At 70.9% G+C, this 20894-nt stretch carries 16 protein-coding genes and 1 pseudogene; 7 read left to right on the top strand and 10 right to left on the bottom strand.

Annotated elements, in window-relative coordinates; genetic code table 11:
- Positions 1–396: 396 nt before the first annotated feature.
- The 3 genes from ACIREE_RS32310 to ACIREE_RS32300 all read right to left on the bottom strand — a co-directional run bounded on the left by ACIREE_RS32310 (position 397) and on the right by ACIREE_RS32300 (position 4177).
- Positions 397–2751 (bottom strand): heavy metal translocating P-type ATPase, encoded by a 2355-nt coding sequence (locus tag ACIREE_RS32310; RefSeq protein WP_404160101.1) that lies wholly within the window; start codon positions 2749–2751, stop codon positions 397–399.
- 72 nt (positions 2752–2823) lie between these two features.
- The gene (locus tag ACIREE_RS32305; protein WP_404160098.1) at positions 2824–3156 is read right to left on the bottom strand and encodes a heavy-metal-associated domain-containing protein; all 333 of its coding nucleotides are present in this window, start codon (positions 3154–3156) and stop codon (positions 2824–2826) included.
- A 76-nt stretch (positions 3157–3232) separates the two neighbouring features.
- The gene (locus ACIREE_RS32300) at positions 3233–4177 is read right to left on the bottom strand and encodes a PrsW family intramembrane metalloprotease (protein ID WP_404160094.1); all 945 of its coding nucleotides are present in this window, start codon (positions 4175–4177) and stop codon (positions 3233–3235) included.
- Between the two features lie 76 nt (positions 4178–4253).
- Between ACIREE_RS32300 and ACIREE_RS32295 the strand changes: the two genes are divergently transcribed.
- Positions 4254–5468: a cation:proton antiporter gene (locus ACIREE_RS32295; RefSeq protein WP_404160092.1), complete on the top strand. Its 1215-nt coding sequence runs from the start codon at positions 4254–4256 to the stop codon at positions 5466–5468.
- Between the two features lie 80 nt (positions 5469–5548).
- On the opposite strand, the gene ACIREE_RS32290 is transcribed toward ACIREE_RS32295, so the two are convergent.
- Both ACIREE_RS32290 and ACIREE_RS32285 read right to left on the bottom strand, forming a co-directional pair.
- Positions 5549–5749 (bottom strand): helix-turn-helix transcriptional regulator, encoded by a 201-nt coding sequence (locus ACIREE_RS32290; protein WP_404160089.1) that lies wholly within the window; start codon positions 5747–5749, stop codon positions 5549–5551.
- A gap of 305 nt (positions 5750–6054) precedes the next feature.
- Complete coding sequence (locus ACIREE_RS32285; RefSeq protein ID WP_404160086.1) at positions 6055–6966, bottom strand: sugar phosphate isomerase/epimerase family protein; 912 nt, start codon at positions 6964–6966, stop codon at positions 6055–6057.
- A gap of 151 nt (positions 6967–7117) precedes the next feature.
- On the opposite strand from ACIREE_RS32285, the pseudogene iolC reads away from it, so the two are divergent.
- The 6 genes and pseudogenes from iolC to ACIREE_RS32255 form a co-directional block, all read left to right on the top strand.
- Positions 7118–8077: pseudogene (gene iolC, locus ACIREE_RS32280) on the top strand (5-dehydro-2-deoxygluconokinase); the annotation flags it as partial.
- Positions 8078–8128: 51 nt separating this feature from the next.
- Positions 8129–9241, top strand: coding sequence for a deoxyribose-phosphate aldolase (locus ACIREE_RS32275; protein ID WP_404160337.1), 1113 nt, complete (start codon positions 8129–8131; stop codon positions 9239–9241).
- Between the two features lie 47 nt (positions 9242–9288).
- Positions 9289–10119, top strand: coding sequence for a 5-deoxy-glucuronate isomerase (iolB, locus tag ACIREE_RS32270; protein WP_404160084.1), 831 nt, complete (start codon positions 9289–9291; stop codon positions 10117–10119).
- A complete protein-coding gene (gene iolD / locus ACIREE_RS32265) occupies positions 10116–12047 on the top strand; it encodes a 3D-(3,5/4)-trihydroxycyclohexane-1,2-dione acylhydrolase (decyclizing) (RefSeq protein WP_404160081.1) in 1932 nt (643 codons plus the stop codon). The genes iolB and iolD overlap by 4 nt, the downstream gene beginning before the upstream one ends.
- A gap of 79 nt (positions 12048–12126) precedes the next feature.
- Positions 12127–13635: a CoA-acylating methylmalonate-semialdehyde dehydrogenase gene (gene mmsA / locus ACIREE_RS32260; RefSeq protein WP_404160078.1), complete on the top strand. Its 1509-nt coding sequence runs from the start codon at positions 12127–12129 to the stop codon at positions 13633–13635.
- Between the two features lie 438 nt (positions 13636–14073).
- Positions 14074–15486: an APC family permease gene (locus ACIREE_RS32255; protein ID WP_404160076.1), complete on the top strand. Its 1413-nt coding sequence runs from the start codon at positions 14074–14076 to the stop codon at positions 15484–15486.
- A 259-nt stretch (positions 15487–15745) separates the two neighbouring features.
- Here the strand turns inward: ACIREE_RS32255 and ACIREE_RS32250 are convergent, their stop codons facing one another.
- From ACIREE_RS32250 to ACIREE_RS32230, 5 genes are read right to left on the bottom strand one after another with little or no spacing between them, the layout of a single operon-like run.
- A complete protein-coding gene (locus ACIREE_RS32250; protein ID WP_404160073.1) occupies positions 15746–17080 on the bottom strand; it encodes a Gfo/Idh/MocA family protein in 1335 nt (444 codons plus the stop codon).
- A 1-nt stretch (position 17081) separates the two neighbouring features.
- Complete coding sequence (locus ACIREE_RS32245) at positions 17082–18167, bottom strand: LacI family DNA-binding transcriptional regulator (RefSeq protein WP_404160070.1); 1086 nt, start codon at positions 18165–18167, stop codon at positions 17082–17084.
- Positions 18164–18988, bottom strand: a complete 825-nt coding sequence (locus ACIREE_RS32240; RefSeq protein WP_404160068.1) for a hypothetical protein — start codon at positions 18986–18988, stop codon at positions 18164–18166. Before ACIREE_RS32240 ends, ACIREE_RS32245 begins: the two co-directional genes overlap by 4 nt.
- The gene (locus ACIREE_RS32235; protein WP_404160334.1) at positions 18985–19857 is read right to left on the bottom strand and encodes a carbohydrate ABC transporter permease; all 873 of its coding nucleotides are present in this window, start codon (positions 19855–19857) and stop codon (positions 18985–18987) included. The genes ACIREE_RS32240 and ACIREE_RS32235 overlap by 4 nt, the downstream gene beginning before the upstream one ends.
- Positions 19858–19865: 8 nt before the next feature.
- Entirely contained in the window at positions 19866–20837 is a 972-nt protein-coding gene (locus ACIREE_RS32230) for a carbohydrate ABC transporter permease (protein WP_404160065.1), read from the bottom strand.
- Between the last annotated feature and the right edge of the window lie 57 nt (positions 20838–20894).

Here is a 20894-nt window from a genome sequence, read left to right as displayed (position 1 = left end):
CCCCCACGGGTCGACAGTCGGGGCGCTTTCCTTTTCCCGGTGCGGATTCCCCCCACGGGATCCGGCCGGGCGTCTGTGTCTGCGTAGGCCGCGGTGGCCGCCGGAACACGTACGCACGGGTGGGCCGCTCAAGCTCCCCGGTGCACGTGCCCCGGCCAACGCAGTCGGGTCCGTCCCCCAAGACGGCCCCGCTCGATGCCAAAACGCCCCCCAAGACGTTTCTGCATCGCCTCCTTAGACTCACGAGACCTGCAAAGGGTTACGTTCAAATCAGTGTGATCTGCGTCTCTTGCGTATGTCCCGTGTGTACGCAAGAGGCCCGGTATGTAGATGTGAACCTCTTGCGTGAGAGTGCTGCAATTGTGCCGTGTGGATTGTGTGGAGGTCCAGCTTTGGCTAGGTGAATCTGCGAAGCCGCAGACTGTTTGTGACCACGAAGACCGACGAGAAGGCCATCGCGGCCCCGGCGATCATCGGATTCAGCAGTCCGGCGGCGGCCAACGGCAGCGCGGCGACGTTGTAGCCGAAGGCCCAGCAGAGGTTGCCCTTGATCGTGGCCAGGGTGCGGCGGGAGAGCCGGATCGCGTCGGCCGCGACCCGCAGGTCGCCGCGGACCAGCGTCAGATCGCCCGCCTCGATCGCCGCGTCCGTGCCGGTCCCCATCGCCAGGCCCAGGTCGGCGGTGGCCAGGGCGGCGGCGTCATTGACCCCGTCGCCGACCATCGCGACGCCCCGGCCCTCAGCCCGCAGCCGCTTGATCACATCGACCTTGTCCTGCGGAAGGACCTCCGCGATCACCTCGTCAGGGGCGATGCCCACAGCCCCCGCGACGGCATCGGCCGCGGCCCGGTTGTCACCGGTCAGCAGGATCGGGGTGAGGCCGAGCGCGCGCAGCTCGGCGACGGCCTGGGCGCTCGTCTCCTTGACCGCGTCGGCGACGGCCAGGACGCCGCGTGCCACCCCGTCCCAGGCGACGGTGGCCGCCGTGCCGCCCTCCGCCTCGGCGGCCCGCCGTGCCGTCGTCAGAGCGGGCGGCAGCTCGACCCCGGCCTCCACGAGCAGCCGCTCGCGCCCTACGAGGACGGCGTGGCCCTCCACGGTGCCGCGCACGCCGAGCCCGGGAACGCTCTCGAAGGCCTCGACCGGCGGCAGTTCGCCCGCGCGGTCCGCGGCGCCCGCGGCGACGGCCCGCGCCACCGGATGCTCGGAGGCGTGCTCCACGGCGCCGGCGAGGCGCAGCAGCTCCTTCTCCTCGACGTCGTCGGCCGGATGCGCGGCGAGCAGTGTCATCCGGCCCGTCGTCACCGTCCCCGTCTTGTCGAGGACGATCGTGTCGACCGCCCGGGTCGCCTCCAGGACCTCGGGCCCCTTGATGAGGATGCCGAGCTGGGCGCCGCGCCCGGTGCCGACCATGAGCGCGGTCGGCGTGGCCAGACCGAGGGCGCACGGGCAGGCGATGATCAGTACGGCGACGGCCGAGCCGAACGCGGTGGCCGTGTCGCCGGTCGCGAGGAGGCGTACGAGCAGCGTGCCGAGGGCGAGGGCGACGACGACGGGCACGAAGACGGCCGAGACCCGGTCGGCCAGGCGCTGCGCCTGCGCCTTGCCGGTCTGCGCGTCCTCGACGAGCTTCGCCATACGGGCGAGCTGGGTGTCGGAGCCGACCCGGGTGGCCTCGACGACGAGCCGGCCGCCGGCGTTGACGGTCGCCCCGGTGACGGCGTCCCCGACGGTCACGTCCACGGGAACCGACTCACCGGTGAGGACGGAGACGTCGACGGCGCTCGCGCCCTCGACGACCGTGCCGTCAGTGGCGATCTTCTCGCCGGGACGGACGACGAAGCGGTCACCGGGAGCCAGCCGGCCGGCGGGGACGCGCACCTCGGTGCCGTCGGCGGCCAGCAGAGCGACGTCCTTCGCGCCGAGTTCGAGCAGCGCCCTGAGCGCGGCGCCCGCGCTGCGCCTGGCGCGCGCTTCCAGGTAGCGGCCGACGAGGATGAACGTGACGACGCCCGAGGCCACCTCCAAATAGATGGTGGAGGAGGCGTCGGCCCGCCCGGTGACGAAGGTGAACCCGTGCCGCATCCCCGGCATCCCGGCATCGCCCAGGAACAGCGCCCACAGGGACCAGCCGAACGCGGCGAGCGTGCCCAGGGAGACGAGCGTGTCCATGGTGGCCGCGCCGTGCCGGGCGTTGGTCCATGCGCTGCGGTGGAACGGGTGGCCGCCCCAGATCACGACCGGCGCCGCCAGGGTCAGGGAGAGCCACTGCCAGTTGTCGAACTGCAGGGCGGGGATCATGGCGAGCAGGATCACCGGGGCCGTGAGCAGCGCGGAGACTTTCAGGCGCTGGGCAATGGGGGCGCCTGTCCTACTCGCCGAAGCAGTGGCGGTCGCGGCAGCCGTGTCTGGCTCTGTGTCTGTCTCTGTGCCGCCTGCCGGTTCGCCGTGACTGCCCGCGCCTCTGGCGGGACCTGTCCCGACACGGTTGATCGGTTCGGCGGTATAGCCCAACTTGGTGATCGTGTCGATCAAGAGGTCCGGGCCGATGTCGGCGGCGTAGGAGATCTTCGCCTTCTCCGTGGCCAGGTTGACCGTCGCGGTCACGCCCTCGAGGCGGTTGAGCTTCTTCTCGATGCGCGCGGAGCAGGCGGCGCAGGTCATGCCGCCGATGGCGAGATCGATGCCGAGGTGGGTGCCGGAGCCGGAGCCGGAGCCGGGGTCGGCGTCGGTGGGAGGTGCGTCCGTCATGGTGATGTCGAGGGTACGGCGGCCGGGCCGGGCAGCGGCGGCCCGCCCCGGGATGCCGTCAGGCCTCGAACCTCAGACCTTGCCGACGAGCTCGTATCCGGCCTCGTCGACCGCGGCGCGGACGGCTTCCTCGTCGAGCGGGGCCGCGGAGACGACCGTGACCTGGCCCGAGGCGGCGTCCGCCTGGATGGAGCAGATGCCGGCGAGCTCGGAGAGCTCCGCGGTGACCGCCCCCTCGCAGTGACCGCAGCTCATGCCCTTGACCTGGTAGACCGCGGTGGTCGATTCCTCGGCGGAATCGGCGGCCGGGGCCGCGGCGTCCGTGTGGCAGGCGCCGCCACAGCAGGAACCGGAGGTCTCGGCGGACTCGGTGCCGATCTGGTGGAGCTCGGTCTGGACGCTCATAACGTTCTCCTTGGTGGATGGCAGGGTGCGGGACCGGGTACCCCCGGAATCTCCTGACCCAGCCGACGCTATACCCCTAGGGGGTAATTTTCCAAGAAGGATCACGACGGGCGAGCGAGCGGGCCCAGGCGAGTCCGAGCAGGGACACCAGGACCAGGCCGCCGACCGAGAAGAGCGTGAAGAGGTGCTTCTGGGAGTCGGTGGGCTCGGGGATGTACCCCTCCGCGAACAGTGCCCGGTCGAGGCCGGTGGCGGTCATCCGGGCCACCAGCCAGATCGCGATGCCGTGCATCGAGTCCCACAGGGCGTGCAGCAGGGCGACACCGAGGTAGGTGAGGACCACCGGGGCCGCGAAGCGGTAGCGGCCGTTCGGCTTGCGGAAGGAGAGGAGCGCCGCGCCGGAGATCGCCGTCCACAGCCCGTGGCCGAACGGGGCGAGCAGACCGCGCAGCACCTCCGTCTCCAGCAGGGAGCGCAGGTCGATGCCCTTCATGGTGACCGCGGCGTTGAACGCGTAGCCCGCGCTCTCGAACGCCGCGAAGCCGAAGCCGACCGTGGCGCCCAGGATGAGACCGGCCCGCAACCCGTGGATACGGGGGTGGCGGTGCAGTACGTACATGAGGGCGAGGAGCTTCACCGCTTCCTCGATCAGGCCGACGCCGACGAACATCCAGACCGAGGGGTGCAGCAGGTAGTACTCCATCACCGAGGCGCCCAGGACGCCGAGGACGCCGCCGACCAGGAAGCAGCCCAGGATCAGGTTCACCCCCAGGTCGCGGCCGTGCCGCTCGTACGCCCAGAGGACGAAGACCGCCGGTACGAGGAAGCTGCCGAGCATGATGAGGGTGGGGAGCAGGGTGGTGTTCTTCGTGGCGTACGTGACCACTGCCGTCAGCACCCACAGGGCCAGGCCACCCCAGAGGCAGCGCTTCCAGACACCGGCGCGGATGTGCGGTCCCGGTGGCGGGGGCTGCTGGGGGATGCGGGCCCGGGGTGCCCCGGGGGGCTGGGGGTGCGTCATGGCGATTCCCTCCGACTTCCCTGGAACGGGCAAGAGCCAAGGCCGATTTGCCGGAAGTTTATGGTAAGCACCCGCTATGTCGCAGTCCGGAACGCTCATCCTCATCATGACCATCGCGGTCCTGGCACCGCTCCTCGCCTATGGGGCGGGGCGTTGGCTTCCGGTGCCGCTCGTCATCTTCGAAATCCTGCTGGGCATCGCCGTCGGACCCGACGCGCTCGGCTGGGCGCGGCCGGGCGAGGTCGTCGACGCGCTCTCCCAGCTGGGACTCTCGATGCTGATCTTTCTCGCCGGATACGAGATCGAGTTCGACAAGATCCGCGGCGACACCCTCAAACGGTCCGTACGGGCCTGGCTGATCTCGCTCGCCGTCGGCCTCGCGCTCGCGTGCGCGCTCAGCGGATGGTCGTACACGAAAGGGGTCTACATCGGGACGGCCCTCACCAGTACCGCCCTCGGCACCGTCCTCCCGGTGCTGCGCGACGCGGGGGATCTGCACTCGCGGTTCGGCTCCGTGCTGCTGGCGATCGGCGCGGTGGGCGAGTTCGGGCCGATCATCGCGATGGCGCTGCTGCTCAGCGGGCGCTCGCCCGCCCAGTCGGCCGCGGTGCTCGGCGTCTTCGCGGTGATCACCGCGGGCGCCGTGTGCTGGGCGATGCGGCCGCGCCCGCCGTGGTTCGCCCGGATCATCGCCAAGACGCTGCACAGCAGCGGCCAGTTCGCGGTGCGGCTCGTCGTGCTGCTGCTCGCGCTCATGCTGGGCGCGTCGCAGGCGCTGGGCGTGGACGTGCTGCTCGGCGCGTTCGCCGCGGGGATGATTGTCCGGCTCGTGCTGCACGGAGCCGCGCCCGACAGCGCGCACGAAGTCGTGGCGAAGGTGGAGGCGATGGGGTTCGGGTTCCTGGTGCCGATCTTCTTCGTCGTCACCGGGATCGAGTTCGACCTGAAGGCGCTGCTCGACGGCGGCCGGGCGCTGGTGCTGCTGCCGGTTTTCCTGGCGCTGTTCCTGCTGGTGCGCGGGGTGCCCGTGTACGCGCTCGCACCGCGCGATCTGGGCGTACGCGACCGGCGCGCGCTGACGCTCTTCGCATCGACCGCGCTGCCGCTCGTCGTCGCGATCACCACGATCGGCGTGGCCGACGGGGTGCTGCCCACCGACGAGGCGGCGGCGCTCGTCGGGGCCGCGATGGTGTCCGTGCTGGTCTTCCCGCTGATCGGCCTGAAGCTGCGCGCGGCCGACGGAGAGCCGGCGCTGCCACAGGGGCCGAGGCAGGGCGCCGAGACCTGGTGACGCGGCCCTTTCCGGCGTTCCGTCGGAAAGGGCCCAGGGCGCCCCGAGGGTGAGAGGGGGCGCCCCCGGTGAGCCGTCGCTCACTCTCTCGTCAGGCCCCTGTTCCGGGGGCGGGAGGCGACCCACTTGCGGACCGTGTCGGCGAACCAGTAGGGCCTGCCGCGCTCCACGTGATCCGGCGGCGGCAGCAGACCGTGCTTGCGGTACGAGCGGACGGTGTCGGGCTGTACCCGGATGTGTGCGGCGATCTCTTTGTACGACCAGAGCCTGCGGTCGGTCATGAGTGGCTCCTCACTGGCGGGTGTCGCGACGGCGGCTCGGGGGTGGCCGCCGGCGATCACTCACCCTGTGCCCGGAGAACGATGCGCACCGAGAGGAAGCGAGGGGCTGTGGGACCTCTGTGACCGAGAACCCGCGTATGCCGGACATGCGTGACAAGAAAGGGGCGTTTGTGACGTGAGTGTTGCAAACGGGGCGGGTTGTCGGCGCATGGAGTGGCGCGCGAACGGACAGAACGCTACGGAAGCCCCAGTCATGCGGCGATCACGCAACAGCCAATGGAGGACGGGTACCGCTACCGGTGCTGCTAGACGCCGCACGACCTGAGGTAGCCCCGGGTGCGGCGGGCGATCGGCAGCGGCCGTTCCGGTTCGCACGGGTACATGTCCTGCTCGACGATGGCGAACAGATCGACGTCGAGCCGCGCGGCGGCGGCGAGCACGGGCTCCAACTCCGGTACACCACGCGGCGGTTCGCACATCACGCCCTGGGCCACGGCGGGCCCGAAGGGCGTACCGCTCTCCCGCACCCCGGCCAGCACCGCCGGGTCCACCTGCTTGAGATGCAGATAGCCGATGCGCTCGCCGTACGTCTCGATCAGCTTGACGCTGTCGCCGCCGCAGTACGCGTAGTGCCCGGTGTCCAGGCACAGTGAGACGAGATCCGGGTCGGTGGCGTCCAGGAAGCGGGCGACGTTCTCCTCGGTGTCGATATGGGTGTCGGCGTGCGGATGGACGACGACCCGCAGCCCGTACCGCTCACCCACCTCGCGAGCGAGCCGCTCGGTCCCGGCCGCCAGATGCCCCCACTGCTCGGCGCTGAGCGTGGACCCCTCGATGACCTCGCCGGTCTTGTCGTCGCGCCAGAACGACGGGATGACCACCAGATGACGGGCGCCCATGTCACGGGTCAGGGCGGCGATCGACGCGACGTGGTCCCAGGTGCGCTCCCAGACGGCGGGTCCGTGGTGCAGCCCGGTGAACACGGTCCCCGCGGAGACCTGCAGTCCCCGCCGCCCGGTCTCCTCGGCGAGTACGCGCGGATCGGTCGGCAGATAGCCGTACGGGCCCAGCTCGATCCACTCGTATCCGGACTCGGCGACCTCGTCGAGGAAACGCCGCCAGGGGACTTGGCGCGGATCATCGGGGAACCAGACGCCCCAGGAGTCGGGTGCCGAGCCGATGCGGATGCGTGCTGACCGTGATGTCCGGGTCGTCATGGGACCAGCCTCAAGGGCCCCGGAGAACAGTGTCAAGGCATGGTCCGAATGTCAGGACAAAATGTTGACAGGCGAGTGGGAACAGGACTAGATCTGGCAGCAGGCCCACCCGCCGCGTCCCGCCGAACGTCGTCGTCGAAGGGAACCCCGTATGGCCCGCAGTCAGTTCGACCTGATCACGATGGGCCGGATCGGGGTGGACCTGTATCCGTTGCAGGCGGGCAGGAAGCTCGCGGACGTATCCGCCTTCGGCAAGTTCCTCGGTGGTTCCTCGACGAACGTGGCCGTGGCCGCGGCCCGCCTGGGTCTGCGCGTGGCCACGATCAGCCGAACGGGGCGAGACCCGTTCGGCGAGTACATCCGCGACCAGTTGAGCCGGTTCGGTGTCGACGGCCACTGGGTGACCCCGGTGGACGGCCTTCCGACCCCTGTCACCTTCTGCGAGATCTTCCCGCCGGACGACTTCCCGCTGTACTTCTACCGGCAGCCCAAGGCGCCGGATCTGGAGATCGCCGCCGACGAGCTCGACCTCGACGCGATCCGTTCCGCCCGTCTCTTCTGGATGACCGGCACGGGGCTGTGCGCCGAGCCCAGCCGGTCGGCGACGCTGGGCGCGCTCGCGCACCGGGCGGGGGCGTCCGGGGACACCGTCTTCGACCTCGACTGGCGCCCCATGTTCTGGGAGAACCCGGAGTCGGCCCGTCCGTACTACGCCGAGGCGCTGCGCCACGCGACGGTGGCCGTCGGCAACATCGACGAGGTAGAGATCGCGACGGGGGAGCGTGAACCGGTCGCCGCGGCACGCAAGTTGCTCTCGTTCGGGTTGCGGCTGGCGGTCGTCAAGCAGGGCCCGCGCGGGGTGCTGGCGATGACGTCGGAGGGGGAGACGGCCGAGGTGCCCCCGCTCCCCGTGGAGGTTCTCAACGGGCTCGGGGCGGGCGACGCGTTCGGCGGGGCGCTGTGTCATGGGCTGCTGGCCGGCTGGGAGTTGGCCCGGGTCATGCGGTTCGCCAACGCGGCCGGGGCGATCGTGGCGTCGAGGCTCGAGTGTTCCTCGGCGATGCCGGTGCCGGAGGAAGTCGAAGCGGCGCTGGCCGCAGGCGAGGTCCTCCCCGACCGCAACGGCGCACCGGCGGAAACCCGGGACGATAGGTACAGGCACATGCAGAGGCCCCCGGCGTCGCAGCCGTTCGGTGAGTCGTCCCACGCACCCGAGGCCGCAAGCGCACGGGAGGGGACGTGTCGGGGTGCCCCCGCAGGACACCGCGGGAACTCAGCGCCGGACGACCCGCCCATGGCGCAATCGGGCGTGGAGACCGATCCGGCCGAGGAGGCACGCCGGCGCGGCCCCGCCCCCACGACGCGGCCGTCGGCGACCCCGGTACCCGATCTCCGCGTGCTGGCACGGCTCCGCGCGGAGCGCCCCGAAGCTGTCGCCGAGGCCGCCGCCGGGCGAGAGCGGCGGCCGCTGCTGCCCGCCCCCGGCGCCCGCCTGATGATCGTCGCCGCCGACCACCCGGCCCGCGGCGCGCTGGCCGCGGGGGACCGGCAGTTCGCCATGGCGGACCGCGCCGACCTGCTGGCCCGGCTCTGCCTCGCGCTCTCCCGCCCCGGCGTGGACGGCGTCCTCGCCTCCGCCGACGTACTGGACGACCTGCTCCTCCTGGGCGCCCTGAACGGCAAGATCGTCATCGGCTCCATGAACCGCGGCGGTCTGGCAGGCGCCTCCTTCGAACTCGACGACCGGTTCACCGGGTACGCGCCGGGCGACATACACCGCCTCGGGTTCGACGCCGGAAAGCTGCTGCTGCGGATCGACTACGACGACCCGGGCGAGGGCTCCGTACGCACCCTGGAGGCCGCGGCCCGCGCCGTGGACGCCATGGCGGCCCACCGCCTGCCCGTCTTCGTCGAACCGTTCCTGTCCCGCCGGGACCCCGAATCCGGCCTGCTGCGCAACGACTTGAGCCCGGAAGCGGTAGTCCGGTCCATCGCGATCGCCTCCGGACTGGGCGGCACCTCCGCCTACACCTGGCTGAAACTCCCCGTCACGGACGACCCCGACGCGATGGCCCGCGTCATGGAGACGTCCACGCTGCCCGCCGTGCTGCTCGGCGGCGACGTCAAGGACGGCGACCAGGACGCCGCGTACGAGAAATGGCGGGCGGCGCTGGAGCTGCCCACCGTGCAGGGTCTGGTGGTGGGACGCTCGCTGCTGTACCCGGCGGACGGGGACGTGGCACAGGCGGTGGACACAGCGGTGGGCCTGCTGTAACCCCAGCCACTAAGCACCGGCACTCGGCACGAAAGGGAAGCAAAGGGATGACCCATCTCCCCAACGGCACCGCGGCGGACGCCCCTTACGCGCTGCACGTCGACCCGGACAGAACCGGCCTGACCGGCTGGTCCCGCGCGGCCCTGCGGATCGTAGAACTGGCGCCGGGCGAGCGGCACGCGTTCGACACGGGCGAGTGTGAATGGATCGTGCTGCCCCTGGCAGGCGGCTGCTCGGTGGACGTGGCAGGGACGACCCTTGAACTCCGGGGAAGAGCAAGCGTGTTCAGCGCGGCGAGCGACTTCGCGTACGTCCCGCGCGACACCCGCGCAGAGATCGCCTCCGGCGCGGGAGGCCGCTTCGCCCTGGCAGGAGCGAAGTGCGGGCGACAGCTCCCCGTCCGTTACGGTCCCGCGCCGGAGGTACCGGTGGAGGCCCGGGGCAACGGCATCAGCGCCCGCCGGGTCCGCAACTTCGCCGCCGCCGACACCTTCGCCTGCGATCAGCTCATCGCGGTCGAAGTGATCACCCCGGGCGGCAACTGGTCCTCGTACCCGCCGCACAAGCACGACGAGGACCGCCCGGGCATCGAGACGCGCCTGGAGGAGATCTACTACTTCGAGATCGAGCCCGACCCGGCCACGGCCGCTCCCGGCTACGGATACCAGCGGGTCTCCCCCTCCCGCCCCGGCGGCACGGACCTCCTCGCGGAGGTCCGCACGGGCGACGCGGTCCTCGTCCCGGACGGCTGGCACGGCCCGTCGATCGCCCAGCCGGGGCATGCCATGTATTACCTGAACGTGATGGCGGGCCCGGGGCAGGAGCGGCAGTGGAGGATCTGCTTCCACCCCGACCACGCGACGGAGGGATACCGATGACACCACCGCCGACACCGCAGCCGACACCACCGCCACAGCCGACACCACAGACGACGACCCGGCTCACCACGGCGCAGGCCCTGATCCGCTTCCTGGTGAGCCAGTACACGGAGCGCGACGGCGTCCGCCACCGTCTCATCGGCGCGACCTGGGGCATCTTCGGTCACGGCAACGTGGCGGGCCTGGGCCAGGCGTTGGTCCAGTACGGCGACGAGATGCCGTTCCACCAGGGACGTAACGAGCAGGCGATGGTGCACGCGGCGGTCGGGTACGCGCGTCAGAGCGACCGCCTGTCCGCGCACGCCGTCACCACCTCCATCGGCCCGGGGGCGACCAATCTGGTCACGGGCGCCGCCCTCGCCACGATCAACCACCTGCCCGTGCTGCTGCTCCCCGGCGACGTGTTCGCGGCTCGCCCCGCCGACCCGGTGCTGCAGCAACTGGAGGTCCCGTACGCCGGCGACGTGTCGGTCAACGATTGTCTGCGGCCGGTGTCGAGGTACTTCGACCGGATCACGCGCCCCGAGCAGCTGATCCCCGCGGCGCTGCAGGCGATGCGGGTGCTCGCCGACCCGGTGGAGACGGGAGCGGTGACGCTCGCGCTGCCGCAGGACGTGCAGGCGGAAGGCTTCGACTGGCCGGACGACTTCTTCGCCGAGCGCACCTGGACGATCCGTCGCCCCGGCCCCGACACCGGTGAACTGGCAGCGGCGGCAGCGGCGTTGATGAATTCCGACCGCCCCCTGATCGTCGCGGGCGGCGGTGTCCACCACAGCGGCGCGGAGGAAGCCCTGAGGGCCTTCGCGGACGCGACCCGCATCCCTGTCGCGTCCACTCAGGCGGGCAAGGGTTCCCTGCGCCACGACCACCCGGCGGACGTCGGCGGCATCGGTCACACAGGTACGGCGACCGCGAACGAGCTGGCCCGGACGGCCGACCTGGTGATCGGTGTCGGCACCCGCTACACGGACTTCACGACGGCGTCCGGCACTCTCTTCGCGCACCCCGGCGTCCGTTTCCTGAACCTCAACATCGCCGCGTTCGACGCGCACAAGCTGGCCGCGCTGCCGCTGGTGGCCGACGCGAGGGAAGGCCTGACCGCGCTCGCCGAGGCGGTGCGGGGTCACCGGACGGAGCCGGCGTACGTCACCGAGTACACCGAGGACAAGGAGCGCTGGGAGCACCGCGTCGACGCCTGCTACGCCGTATCCGACGACCTGGTGCGTCCGACGCAGGCCCAAGTCCTGGGCGCCCTCGACGAGTTGGTGACGGAGGACGACATCCTCATCAACGCGGCGGGTTCGCTCCCCGGCGATCTGCACAAGCTCTGGCGGACCCGTTCGCGCGACCAGTACCACGTCGAGTACGGCTACTCCTGCATGGGCTACGAGATCCCGGCGTCGCTCGGCGTCGCGCTCGCCGCGCCCGGCCGGCCCGTGTGGGCGCTGGTCGGCGACGGCACGTATCTGATGATGCCGACGGAACTGGTGACGGCCGTGCAGGAGGAGATCCCCGTCAAGCTGGTGATTCTCCAGAACCACGGCTACGCGTCCATCGGCGGTCTCTCCGCGTCCGTCGGCGCCGAGGGCTTCGGCACCCAGTACCGCTACCGCGCTCCGGTCGCCGAAGGGGCGTACACCGGGCAGCCGCTCCCCGTCGATCTCGCGGCGAACGCGGCCAGTCTCGGCATGGACGTACATCGCGCGAAGACGGTGAAGGAACTGCGCGAGGCGCTCGCCGTGGCGCGCGCGGCGACCCGCCCCACATGTGTCTATGTGGAGACAGAAACGGCAGACACAGTGTCGGGCCCGCCCCCGGCACAGGCGTGGTGGGATGTGCCCGTGGCGGAGACGGCGGACCGGCCGTCGGCGGTGAAGGCCCGCGAGGAGTACGACCGGCACGCCACGACCCGACGCCGTCACCTCTGAACGAGCAGAAGCACAACCAGAAGCAGAAGCAGAAGCAGAAGCAGCGCAAACAGCAGACGTAACAACAGGAGTTGCCCGCATGTCTGACACGAAGTTGGTCCACCACTGGATCGGCGGCAAGACCGTCGAGGGCGTCTCGGGCAACCACGGCCCGGTGACCGACCCGGCGACCGGCGCCGTCACCACGCACGTCGACTTCGCGAGCGTCGAGGAGGTGGACGCGGCCGTCGCCGCCGCCGAGGAGGCGTACGCGAGCTGGGGCACGTCGTCCCTGGCCAAGCGCACGGAGATCCTCTTCCGGTTCCGCGCGCTGCTCGACGCCAACCGGGACGCGATCGCCGAGCTGATCACCGCGGAGCACGGCAAGGTGCACTCCGACGCGCTGGGCGAGGTCGCCCGCGGCCTGGAGATCGTCGATCTGGCCTGCGGCATCAACGTGCAGCTGAAGGGCGAGCTGTCGACGCAGGTCGCGAGCCGGGTGGACGTGTCGTCGATCCGCCAGCCGGTCGGCGTCGTCGCGGGCATCACGCCGTTCAACTTCCCGGCGATGGTGCCGATGTGGATGTTCCCGATCGCCATCGCATGCGGCAACACGTTCATCCTGAAGCCGTCGGAGAAGGACCCGTCGGCGTCGCTCAAGATCGCGGAGCTGCTCTCCGAGGCGGGCCTGCCCGACGGCGTGTTCAACGTCGTCCACGGCGACAAGGTGGCCGTCGACCGCCTCCTGGAGCACCCGGACATCGCGGCGATCTCCTTCGTCGGCTCGACCCCGATCGCCCGCCACATCCACACCACGGCCTCCGCCAACGGCAAGCGCGTCCAGGCGCTCGGCGGCGCCAAGAACCACATGCTGGTGCTCCCCGACGCCGACCTGGACGCGGCCGCGGACGCGGCGGTGTCGGCGGCGTACGGCTCGGCGGGCGAGCGCTGCATGGCCATCTCCGCGGTGGTGGCCGTGGGGTCGGTCGGCGACGAACTCGTCGCGAAGATCAAGGAGCGCGCCGAGCGGATCAAGATCGGCCCGGGCAACGACCCGGCGTCCGAGATGGGCCCGCTCATCACGGCCGTCCACCGCGACAAGGTGGCGTCCTACGTCGAGGGCGCGGCGGCCGACGGCTGCGACGTCGTCCTCGACGGCACCGGCTACACGGTCGAGGGCCACGAGAACGGCCACTGGATCGGCCTCTCGCTGCTCGACAACGTACCGACGTCGGCCGCGGCCTACCAGGACGAGATCTTCGGCCCGGTCCTGTGCGTCCTGCGCGTCGACACGTACGAGGAGGGCCTGACCCTCATCAACAACTCGCCGTTCGGCAACGGCACCGCGATCTTCACCCGGGACGGCGGCGCGGCCCGCCGCTTCCAGCTGGAGGTCGAGGCCGGCATGGTCGGCGTCAACGTCCCGATCCCGGTCCCCGTCGGCTACCACTCCTTCGGCGGCTGGAAGGACAGTCTCTTCGGCGACCACCACATCTACGGCAACGACGGCACGCACTTCTACACCCGCGGCAAGGTCGTCACCACCCGCTGGCCCGACCCGTCCGACGCCCCGGCAGGCGTCGACCTGGGCTTCCCGCGCAACCACTGAGTCCGTACGCGCACGAACGCCCCGGCCCGCCGTTCCAGGCGGCCCGGGGCATTTTTTGCGCGTCGCGAGGAGCGCAGGTGTCCGGACTGCGGACAAATTCCGGTGAAGTTCAACGCTCCGGCTGCGGTTCCCGTACGTAGGGGATGTATCGGGCGTCGCAGGAAGCGCTGGCGGATCACCTTGGATAACAAGGTCAATTTGCGCATCCATGAGGCAGAACTCGGCCAACTTTGCGAACAACTAAGGAAGCCCGAGTAGTTGAGGCGGGTGACGGGTGCGGAATCCGCAGGGAAACGGCCGTTGACGTTCCGGATATCGGCGGGGTTCGATGACGCCGCCGGGAGCGGACGTACGTCCATCACCACAGCCCTTCGGAGGCGATAGCGCTCCCGCCCGAGTCACCCGCCGCACCAGTCGACAGTCGATCGGAACCGCTCCATGACCGACACGCTTCGCCCCACCACCGCCGTCCCCCCGGTGGTGGAGCCCTTGCCGAACACGGCACCGCCCCAGAAGCTCAAGCGTTCCATCGGCGTCGTCGGCGGCACCCTGCTCACGCTCTCGTGCGTGACGCCCGCCTCCACGCTCTTCGTCGTCGTGCCCGACCTGTTTGGCAGCCTCGGCACGGCCACCGCCCTCACCATCGCGATCGGCTCGCTGCTCTGTATCGGCGTGGCGTTCTGCTACTCGGAGCTGGGCACGCTCATCCCCAGCGCGGGCGGCGAGTACGCCATGGTCTCCACGCTCGCGGGACGCCTCGCCGGCTGGCTGGTCTTCGTCCTGTCCCTCCTCGTCGTGGTGATCGTGCCGCCGGTCATCGCGATGGGCACGGCCGACTACCTCGCCCCCCTCGTGCACCTCGACCCGGCGATCGCGGGCGCCGGGGTGATGCTGCTCGCGACCCTCGCAGGCCTGCTCGACCTGCGCGCCAACGCGTGGATCACCGGCGTCTTCCTCGTCCTGGAGGTCATCGCGGCGGCCGTCGTCGCCGTCCTCGGCTTCACGCACGCGGAGCGCGGCGCGGGCTCGCTGGTCTCCATGGAGGTGGCGGGCCCCACCGGCCACACGGACACGGTGACGGCGATGCTGGTGGTGTCCGGCCTGGCGATCGCCCTCTTCGTGACGCAGGGCTTCTCGACGGCCGTCTACCTCTCCGAGGAGTTGGAGAACCCCCGCACGTCCGTCTCCCGTACCGTCCTCGCCACGCTCGCCATCTCGACGGTGATCATCCTCGTCCCGGTCGTGGCGATCACGATGGGAGCGCCGGACCTCACGGCACTCACCTCGGGGGACATCGGCGCCATGGTCGAGGCCTGGTCGAACTCGGCGGTCGGCACGTTCGTCTCCCTCTGCGTCGCCCTCGCGATCATCAACGCGGGCATCGTCATGGTCATCCAGAACTCCCGCGTCCTGTTCGCCTCGGCCCGCGACAAGGCCTGGCCAGGGCCGGTCAACCGGGGCCTGTCGAGGCTCGGCCGGTTCGGCTCCCCGTGGGTCGCCACGCTGGTCGTGGGCGTGCCCGGCGCGGCGCTCTGCTTCGTCAACCTCGACACCCTGTACGGCGTGACGGGCGTCTCCGTCACCGGCATGTACCTGCTCGTCGCGGTGGCGGCACTCCTCTCCCGCCGCGGCGCACACCGCGACCGGCCGGCCTGGAGGATGCCGCTGTGGCCGGCGATCCCGGTGATCCTGATCGCTGTCATGGCCTACATCCTCAGCCGGCAGGAGGTGTCGTACCTGCTGTGGACGGGCGGCATCGTGCTGGCGGCGACGCTCTACTGGGCGCTGTACCTGCGCCCGCGCCCCGCCACGCGCTGGCTGATCTCGGTACCGGAGGACGAGGACGCCTGATCGGGCGGCATGCGGCGATGAGCAGTGCGTCATCGACTGCCGCCATCAACTCCACAACAGATAAGGGCCGTTGGGTGTACAGGTGCCCGCGCGCCCGGTCGAGCAGCCGGTTCGCCAGGCAGAGCTGCACTCCCTCGACGCGGTCCGCGTGCAGGGCAGCGATATTGCACCCTCCGTCCCGGTCACTGACGAGCCGCCGCTCGTGCACGCTGTGGACGCACAAGGACCTCTCCCGCCCCCGGCGGTGAGGGGGAGGCGGTCAGAAAAGCGTTGCCGTCTCCACCGGGTTCCCCGTGGCCAGTGACTCGTTGCCCGCGACCCCGACGGCCAGGGCCAGCGCCCCGTCCCGCGCCGTCGCCCCCTTCCCGGCAGCCGGCACAGCACTCGTGTCGGAACCGTCACCGAGCGGCCCGAACAACTCCTTCAGCATGCGCAGGTCGCCCCCGCCGTGCGACCCGGCGGCGCTCTCGTACGAGATCTCCCGCGGCGCCTCCCACAACGGCCGCAGCAGGATCGACGTACGGCCGGGGCGGTCCATGACGACCCCGCCGTGGGCCCCCTCGGCGCCGGAGGCGACGCGCGGGGGCTGCCAGGTGTTCTCCTCGACCTCCAGTTCCAGGCGGCCCGCCGTGCCGTTGAACATGACGCGGTAGCCCTCCCAGGGGGAGTACGCGGTGAGGTGGTACGTCATCGTCGCGCCGGAGTCGTAGCGGACGAGGAGGGACAGGTCGTCCTCGATGTCGATGGCGTCGCCGAAGACGTTGCGGTCGCGGATGTACGGGTCGCCCGCCGCCTCCGCGTCGAGGTAGAGGGAGGTGAGGTTCGGGTCGTCGGCGAGTTGGATGGCGTACGGGTCGTCAGCGGCCTGAGCCGAACCGTGGGCGCGGACGTAGTCGCGGCGCAGACCCGTGCGTTCGCCGTTGTCGCGGCCGTAGAAGACGAGGCCGCCCTCCGCGTGGACCCGTGAAGGGGCCGCGCCCAGCCACCAGTTGACGAGGTCGAAGTGGTGGCCCGACTTGTGCACGAGCAGGCCGCCGCTGTGCTGCTTCTCGCGGTGCCAGCGGCGGAAGTAGTCGGCGCCGTGCCGCACGTCGAGCAGCCACTCGAAGTGGACGGAACGGATCTCGCCGATCGCACCGTCGTGCAGCAGCTGCCAGATCTTCTCGTGGGCCGGGTTGTAGCGGTAGTTGAAGCCGACGGAGAGTTCGCCGCCGGTGCGCTCGACGGTGTCGAGGATCGAGCGGCACTTCGCGGCGTCCGTGGTGAGGGGCTTCTCGGTCACCACCCGGCAGCCTGCCTCCAACGCCGTGTTGATGTACGTGTGGTGGGTCGCGTCGACGGTGGTGACCACGACCTCGTCGATACGGTGCCGGCGCAGCGCCTGCGCGAAGTCGGCGGGGGCGCAGGCGGTCGCCTGCGGCTTGCCGAGGGAGGTCAGGAGCCGGTTGTGGTGGGCGATCCGGCTGGGGCTCGGGTCCGCGAGGAGGGCGATGTCGTAGTGGGCGCGGGCGCCCAGGGCCTTGGTGTACATCTGGGCGCGGTGGCCGGTGCCGATGATCGCGGCGCGCTTGGCGGGAGTGGCGGGCGACGTCATGTCAGGCTTCCTTACGCGGGGCGGGTGCGGGGGCGGGGCCGGTGGAGCGGCGGACGATCAGTTCGCTGGTCAGGACGGTTTCTCGGGGCGGGCTTTCGGGGTGGTCGAGGAGGTGCAGCATCAGCTCGACGGCCCGTTCGCCGAGCGTGTCGAGGGGGATGCGGACCGAGGTGAGGGCGGGGCTGGCCGTGGTGGCGAGCAGGGTGTCGTCGGCGCCGACCACGCTGACGTCGTCGGGGACGCGCACGCCGCGCTCCGCGAGGCGGGCCAGGATGCCGAGGGCCATCAGGTCGTTGTGCGCGACGATCGCGGTCGCGCCGGTGGCCAGGGCGAGGTCGGCGACCTGGGCGCCGGTGTGGAACTTGGGTTCGTGCGGCCCGAACTCGGTTACTTTGACGGCCAGTTGCTCGGCGGCGCGGCGGACGGCGTGGCCGCGCCGCTCGCTGGACCAGGAGTTGCGGGCGCCGAGGACGAGGGCCAGGTGGCGGTGGCCGAGCGCGTGCAGATGGGCCACGGCCTGGCGCAGGCCGTCCTCGCTGGGGGCGACGACGGACGGTACGCCGGGCACGCTCCGGTTCACGGCGACGCTCGGCACCTGCCGGACGATCTCGCCGAGCCGGTCGCCGTCCATTCGCGGGGCGACCAGGAGCAGCCCGTCGACCTGGCGGGCCAGGGTGAGCGCCAACTCGTATTCGTCGTCCGGGTGTTCGTCCGTGTCGGCGAGGAAGACCGCGTAATCCCTGCGGCGGGCGCGGGCCTGGACCGCCTTGGCGATCACGGCGAAGAACGGGTTGGCGATGTCGGGCACGATCAGCCCGAGGGTGCCGGTCCGCCCCAGGGCGAGGGAACGGGCGATCCGGCTGGGCCGGTACCCGAGCCGCTCCGCCGCGGCGAGGACCCGGGCGCGGGTCTCCGGACGCACTTGGTGCGGCGAGGCGAAGCAGCGGCTGACGGTCGACGGGGACACGCCTGCCTGCGCGGCTACGTCCTCGGCACCTACGGCTCCGCCGGTTCGCCGGGCATTCTCGGCGCCGGTGGCTCCGCCTCGGCGCGGGTTGTGCCCGGCGCCGGTGGGTGCGCCCCTCATGTGGTCGCCTTCGCGCCGTAGCGGCTGGGGGCTTCGTCGGCGGGTGCCGCGCCGTCGTCGCTGATCGCGCAGTTCCCCGCGCCCCTGGGGGGCTGTTCCCCTCCGGCGTTCACATAGCCCGCCCCTGCGGCGTTTGCATCTCCAGCCCCTCCGTCGTTCCCATAGCCCGCCCCTGCGGCGTTTGCATCTCCAGCCTCTCCGGCGTTTGAGGAGCGGGGGCCGGGGCGGAGCCCCTGGGGGTGAGCGGGGCGCCGGTCCACCGCTACCGCTGCCAGGGCAAGGGCACCCGCCACCAGCGGGGCGAGCAACACCAACTGCCATACGCAAACGGCCGATACGAGCACGGCGCCACCGAGCATCGCCGAACCGGCCGGGTCCCGGCCGGGACGGGACCAGCCCCCCGTGGCAGACCATCGGGCGGCAACCCGTACCTGCCGAACGACCACCGCCCCGGCGACCCCCGCGACCACCACCACGAGCCCCCCGAAGAACGGCACGTCCCCCGCGACAGCGGCCAGCCGCACATCCGCCCCGAGGAACCCCAGAACCAACAGCCCCACCACCCCGACCAGGGAGCCGCCGGGCAGCGCTGCCCTCCACGACGCCGCGAAGCGACGGGCCGTACCGGTGGACGGCCCGTCCGGCACGCACCGCCGCACCTCCGCACAGCCCGCCGCCATCGCCGCCGGCCACGTCACCACGAGCAGCGAACCGGCCGTCACGAGCAGCCCGATCCACAGCACCTCGGCGAAGAGGGTGAAGCGTTCGCCGTACGGGGTGTCGCGCCGACGGGAGGACACGGCAGAGGAGTTCGGCGTCATCCCTTCACCCCCGACGTCGCCGCACCTTCGATCAGCAGTCGCTGGAACGCCACGAAGAAGATGATCACCGGGAGGAGGGAGAGGACCGACATGCCGAGCATCGCCCCGTAGTCCTGGCTGCTGGTCGAGTCGACGAACAGCCGCAACGCCAGCGGCAACGGGTACTTCTCCGGTGACTGGAGGTAGATGAGCGGTGCGAAGAAGTCGTTCCAGGACCAGATGAACGTGAAGATCGCCGTGGTGATCAGCGCGGGGCGCAGCAGCGGCAGCACGATGTGCCCGAAGATGCGGAAGTGGCCGCAGCCGTCGATGAGTGCCGCCTCGTCCAGGCTGCGCGGCAGGTTCCGTACGAACTGCACCATCAGGAACACGAAGAACGCGTCCGTGGCGAGGAACTTGCCCAGCAGCAGCGGGACATACGTGTCGACCAGGCCCGCCTGCTGGAACATCGTGTACTGCGGGATGAGCAGCAGGTGTGTCGGCAGCAGGATCGTGCCGATCATCACGACGAACATCGGGCCGCGCCCGCGGAACCGCAGCCGGGCGAAGGCGTACGCGGCGATCGAGCAGGACAGGACGTTGCCGATCACCGAACCGAGCGCCAGGACCAGGGAGTTGCCGAAGAAGCGCCAGGCCGGTACCTCGGCGATGCCGTCCAGAGCCGTACTGAATCCGCTCCAAGTGACGTCACTCGGGAGCAGGTTGAAGCTGGCCAGGATTTCGTCCGCGGGCTTCACGGCGGCGGTGAACACCCACACCACCGGATAGAGGAGTACGAGGAGGAGGGCCAGCGCGCCCACGTGCCAGGCCAGGGACCGGGATCGCGCGCGGGGTGCCGCCGTCGGCACCGGTGTCGTCGCGGTTGTCATCGCCACGGTTACTTCTCCTCGCCCGCGTAGTGGACCCAGCGGCCCGACGTCTTGAACAGCACGGCGGTGACCACGCCGACGACCAGGAGCAGCACCCAGGTCAGGGCGGCCGCGTAGCCCATCCGGAAGTCGTTGAAGCCGAGTTCGTAGAGGTACATCGAGTAGACGTGGGTGGAGCCGGCCGGGCCGCCCGTGCCGTTGGAGAGCACGAAGGCGGAGTTGAACATCTGGAAGGCGTGCACCATCTCCAGGACCAGGTTGAAGAAGATCACCGGGGAGAGCATGGGGACGGTCACCGAGACGAACCGGCGCCAGGGGCCCGCACCGTCGATCTCCGCCGCCTCGTACAGATCGCGGGGGATCTGCTGCAGCGCCGCCAGGAAGATCACCATCGGGGCGCCGAACTGCCACACCGACAGGGCGACCAGCGACATCAGCGACCAGTCGGGGTTGGAGATCCAGCCGCCGGTGTGCACCCCGAACGTGCCGAGGAAGCGGTCGACGACACTGCCGGTGGAGAACAGCAGCCGCCACACGATGGCCGCGCCGACGCTCGCGCCGATCAGGGACGGCATGTAGAAGGCGGCGCGGTAGAAATTGCGGCCCTTGCGCCGGGTGTGCAGGAGCAGGGCCACGCCGAGCGCCGCGATCAGCTTGAGCGGCGTCGCGACGACCACGTAGAGGAGGGTCACGCCGACGGTGTCCCGTACCTCCGGGTCGTCGAAGAGGATGCGTTTGTAGTTGGCGAGGCCGATCCAGCGCGGTGCGTCGAACAGGTTGTAGTCCGTGAACGACATGTAGAGCGAGAACAGCATCGGCGCGAGCGTCAGCACGGCCGCGCCGAGCATCCAGGGTGTGAGGAAGACGTATGCCGCGCGGTCGTTGGTGCGCCGGCGCCCCTTGGCGGGCGTGGTCGAGGGGGCGCCGCCGCGGCGGGCGCGGGGTATCGCGGCGTCGGTCGTCGTGGACGTAGCGGCCATGAGGACTCCGTACGTTGAGGAGGGGGAGGGGGCGGCCCCGGCCGTCGGGCGAGGACG

This window comes from Streptomyces sp. NPDC102467, from assembly GCF_044765445.1.
Taxonomy (GTDB): Bacteria; Actinomycetota; Actinomycetes; order Streptomycetales; family Streptomycetaceae; genus Streptomyces.
The sequence above is the reverse complement of the archived record's forward strand: the minus strand, read 5'-3'. Positions and strand labels throughout refer to the sequence as shown.

Bases quoted from the DNA above. Each gene is read 5' to 3' on its own strand.
- ACIREE_RS32305 (WP_404160098.1), bottom strand. From the start codon at position 3,156: ATGAGCGTCCAGACCGAGCTCCACCAGATCGGCACCGAGTCCGCCGAG.
- ACIREE_RS32230 (WP_404160065.1), bottom strand. From the start codon at position 20,837: ATGGCCGCTACGTCCACGACGACCGACGCCGCGATACCCCGCGCCCGC.
- ACIREE_RS32245 (WP_404160070.1), bottom strand. From the start codon at position 18,167: ATGAGGGGCGCACCCACCGGCGCCGGGCACAACCCGCGCCGAGGCGGA.
- ACIREE_RS32240 (WP_404160068.1), bottom strand. From the start codon at position 18,988: ATGACGCCGAACTCCTCTGCCGTGTCCTCCCGTCGGCGCGACACCCCG.
- ACIREE_RS32290 (WP_404160089.1), bottom strand. From the start codon at position 5,749: ATGACCGACCGCAGGCTCTGGTCGTACAAAGAGATCGCCGCACACATC.
- ACIREE_RS32255 (WP_404160076.1), top strand. From the start codon at position 14,074: ATGACCGACACGCTTCGCCCCACCACCGCCGTCCCCCCGGTGGTGGAG.
- iolD (WP_404160081.1), top strand. From the start codon at position 10,116: ATGACACCACCGCCGACACCGCAGCCGACACCACCGCCACAGCCGACA.
- mmsA (WP_404160078.1), top strand. From the start codon at position 12,127: ATGTCTGACACGAAGTTGGTCCACCACTGGATCGGCGGCAAGACCGTC.
- ACIREE_RS32250 (WP_404160073.1), bottom strand. From the start codon at position 17,080: ATGACGTCGCCCGCCACTCCCGCCAAGCGCGCCGCGATCATCGGCACC.
- ACIREE_RS32285 (WP_404160086.1), bottom strand. From the start codon at position 6,966: ATGACGACCCGGACATCACGGTCAGCACGCATCCGCATCGGCTCGGCA.
- ACIREE_RS32295 (WP_404160092.1), top strand. From the start codon at position 4,254: ATGTCGCAGTCCGGAACGCTCATCCTCATCATGACCATCGCGGTCCTG.
- iolB (WP_404160084.1), top strand. From the start codon at position 9,289: ATGACCCATCTCCCCAACGGCACCGCGGCGGACGCCCCTTACGCGCTG.
- ACIREE_RS32235 (WP_404160334.1), bottom strand. From the start codon at position 19,857: ATGACAACCGCGACGACACCGGTGCCGACGGCGGCACCCCGCGCGCGA.
- ACIREE_RS32310 (WP_404160101.1), bottom strand. From the start codon at position 2,751: ATGACGGACGCACCTCCCACCGACGCCGACCCCGGCTCCGGCTCCGGC.
- ACIREE_RS32275 (WP_404160337.1), top strand. From the start codon at position 8,129: ATGCAGAGGCCCCCGGCGTCGCAGCCGTTCGGTGAGTCGTCCCACGCA.
- ACIREE_RS32300 (WP_404160094.1), bottom strand. From the start codon at position 4,177: ATGACGCACCCCCAGCCCCCCGGGGCACCCCGGGCCCGCATCCCCCAG.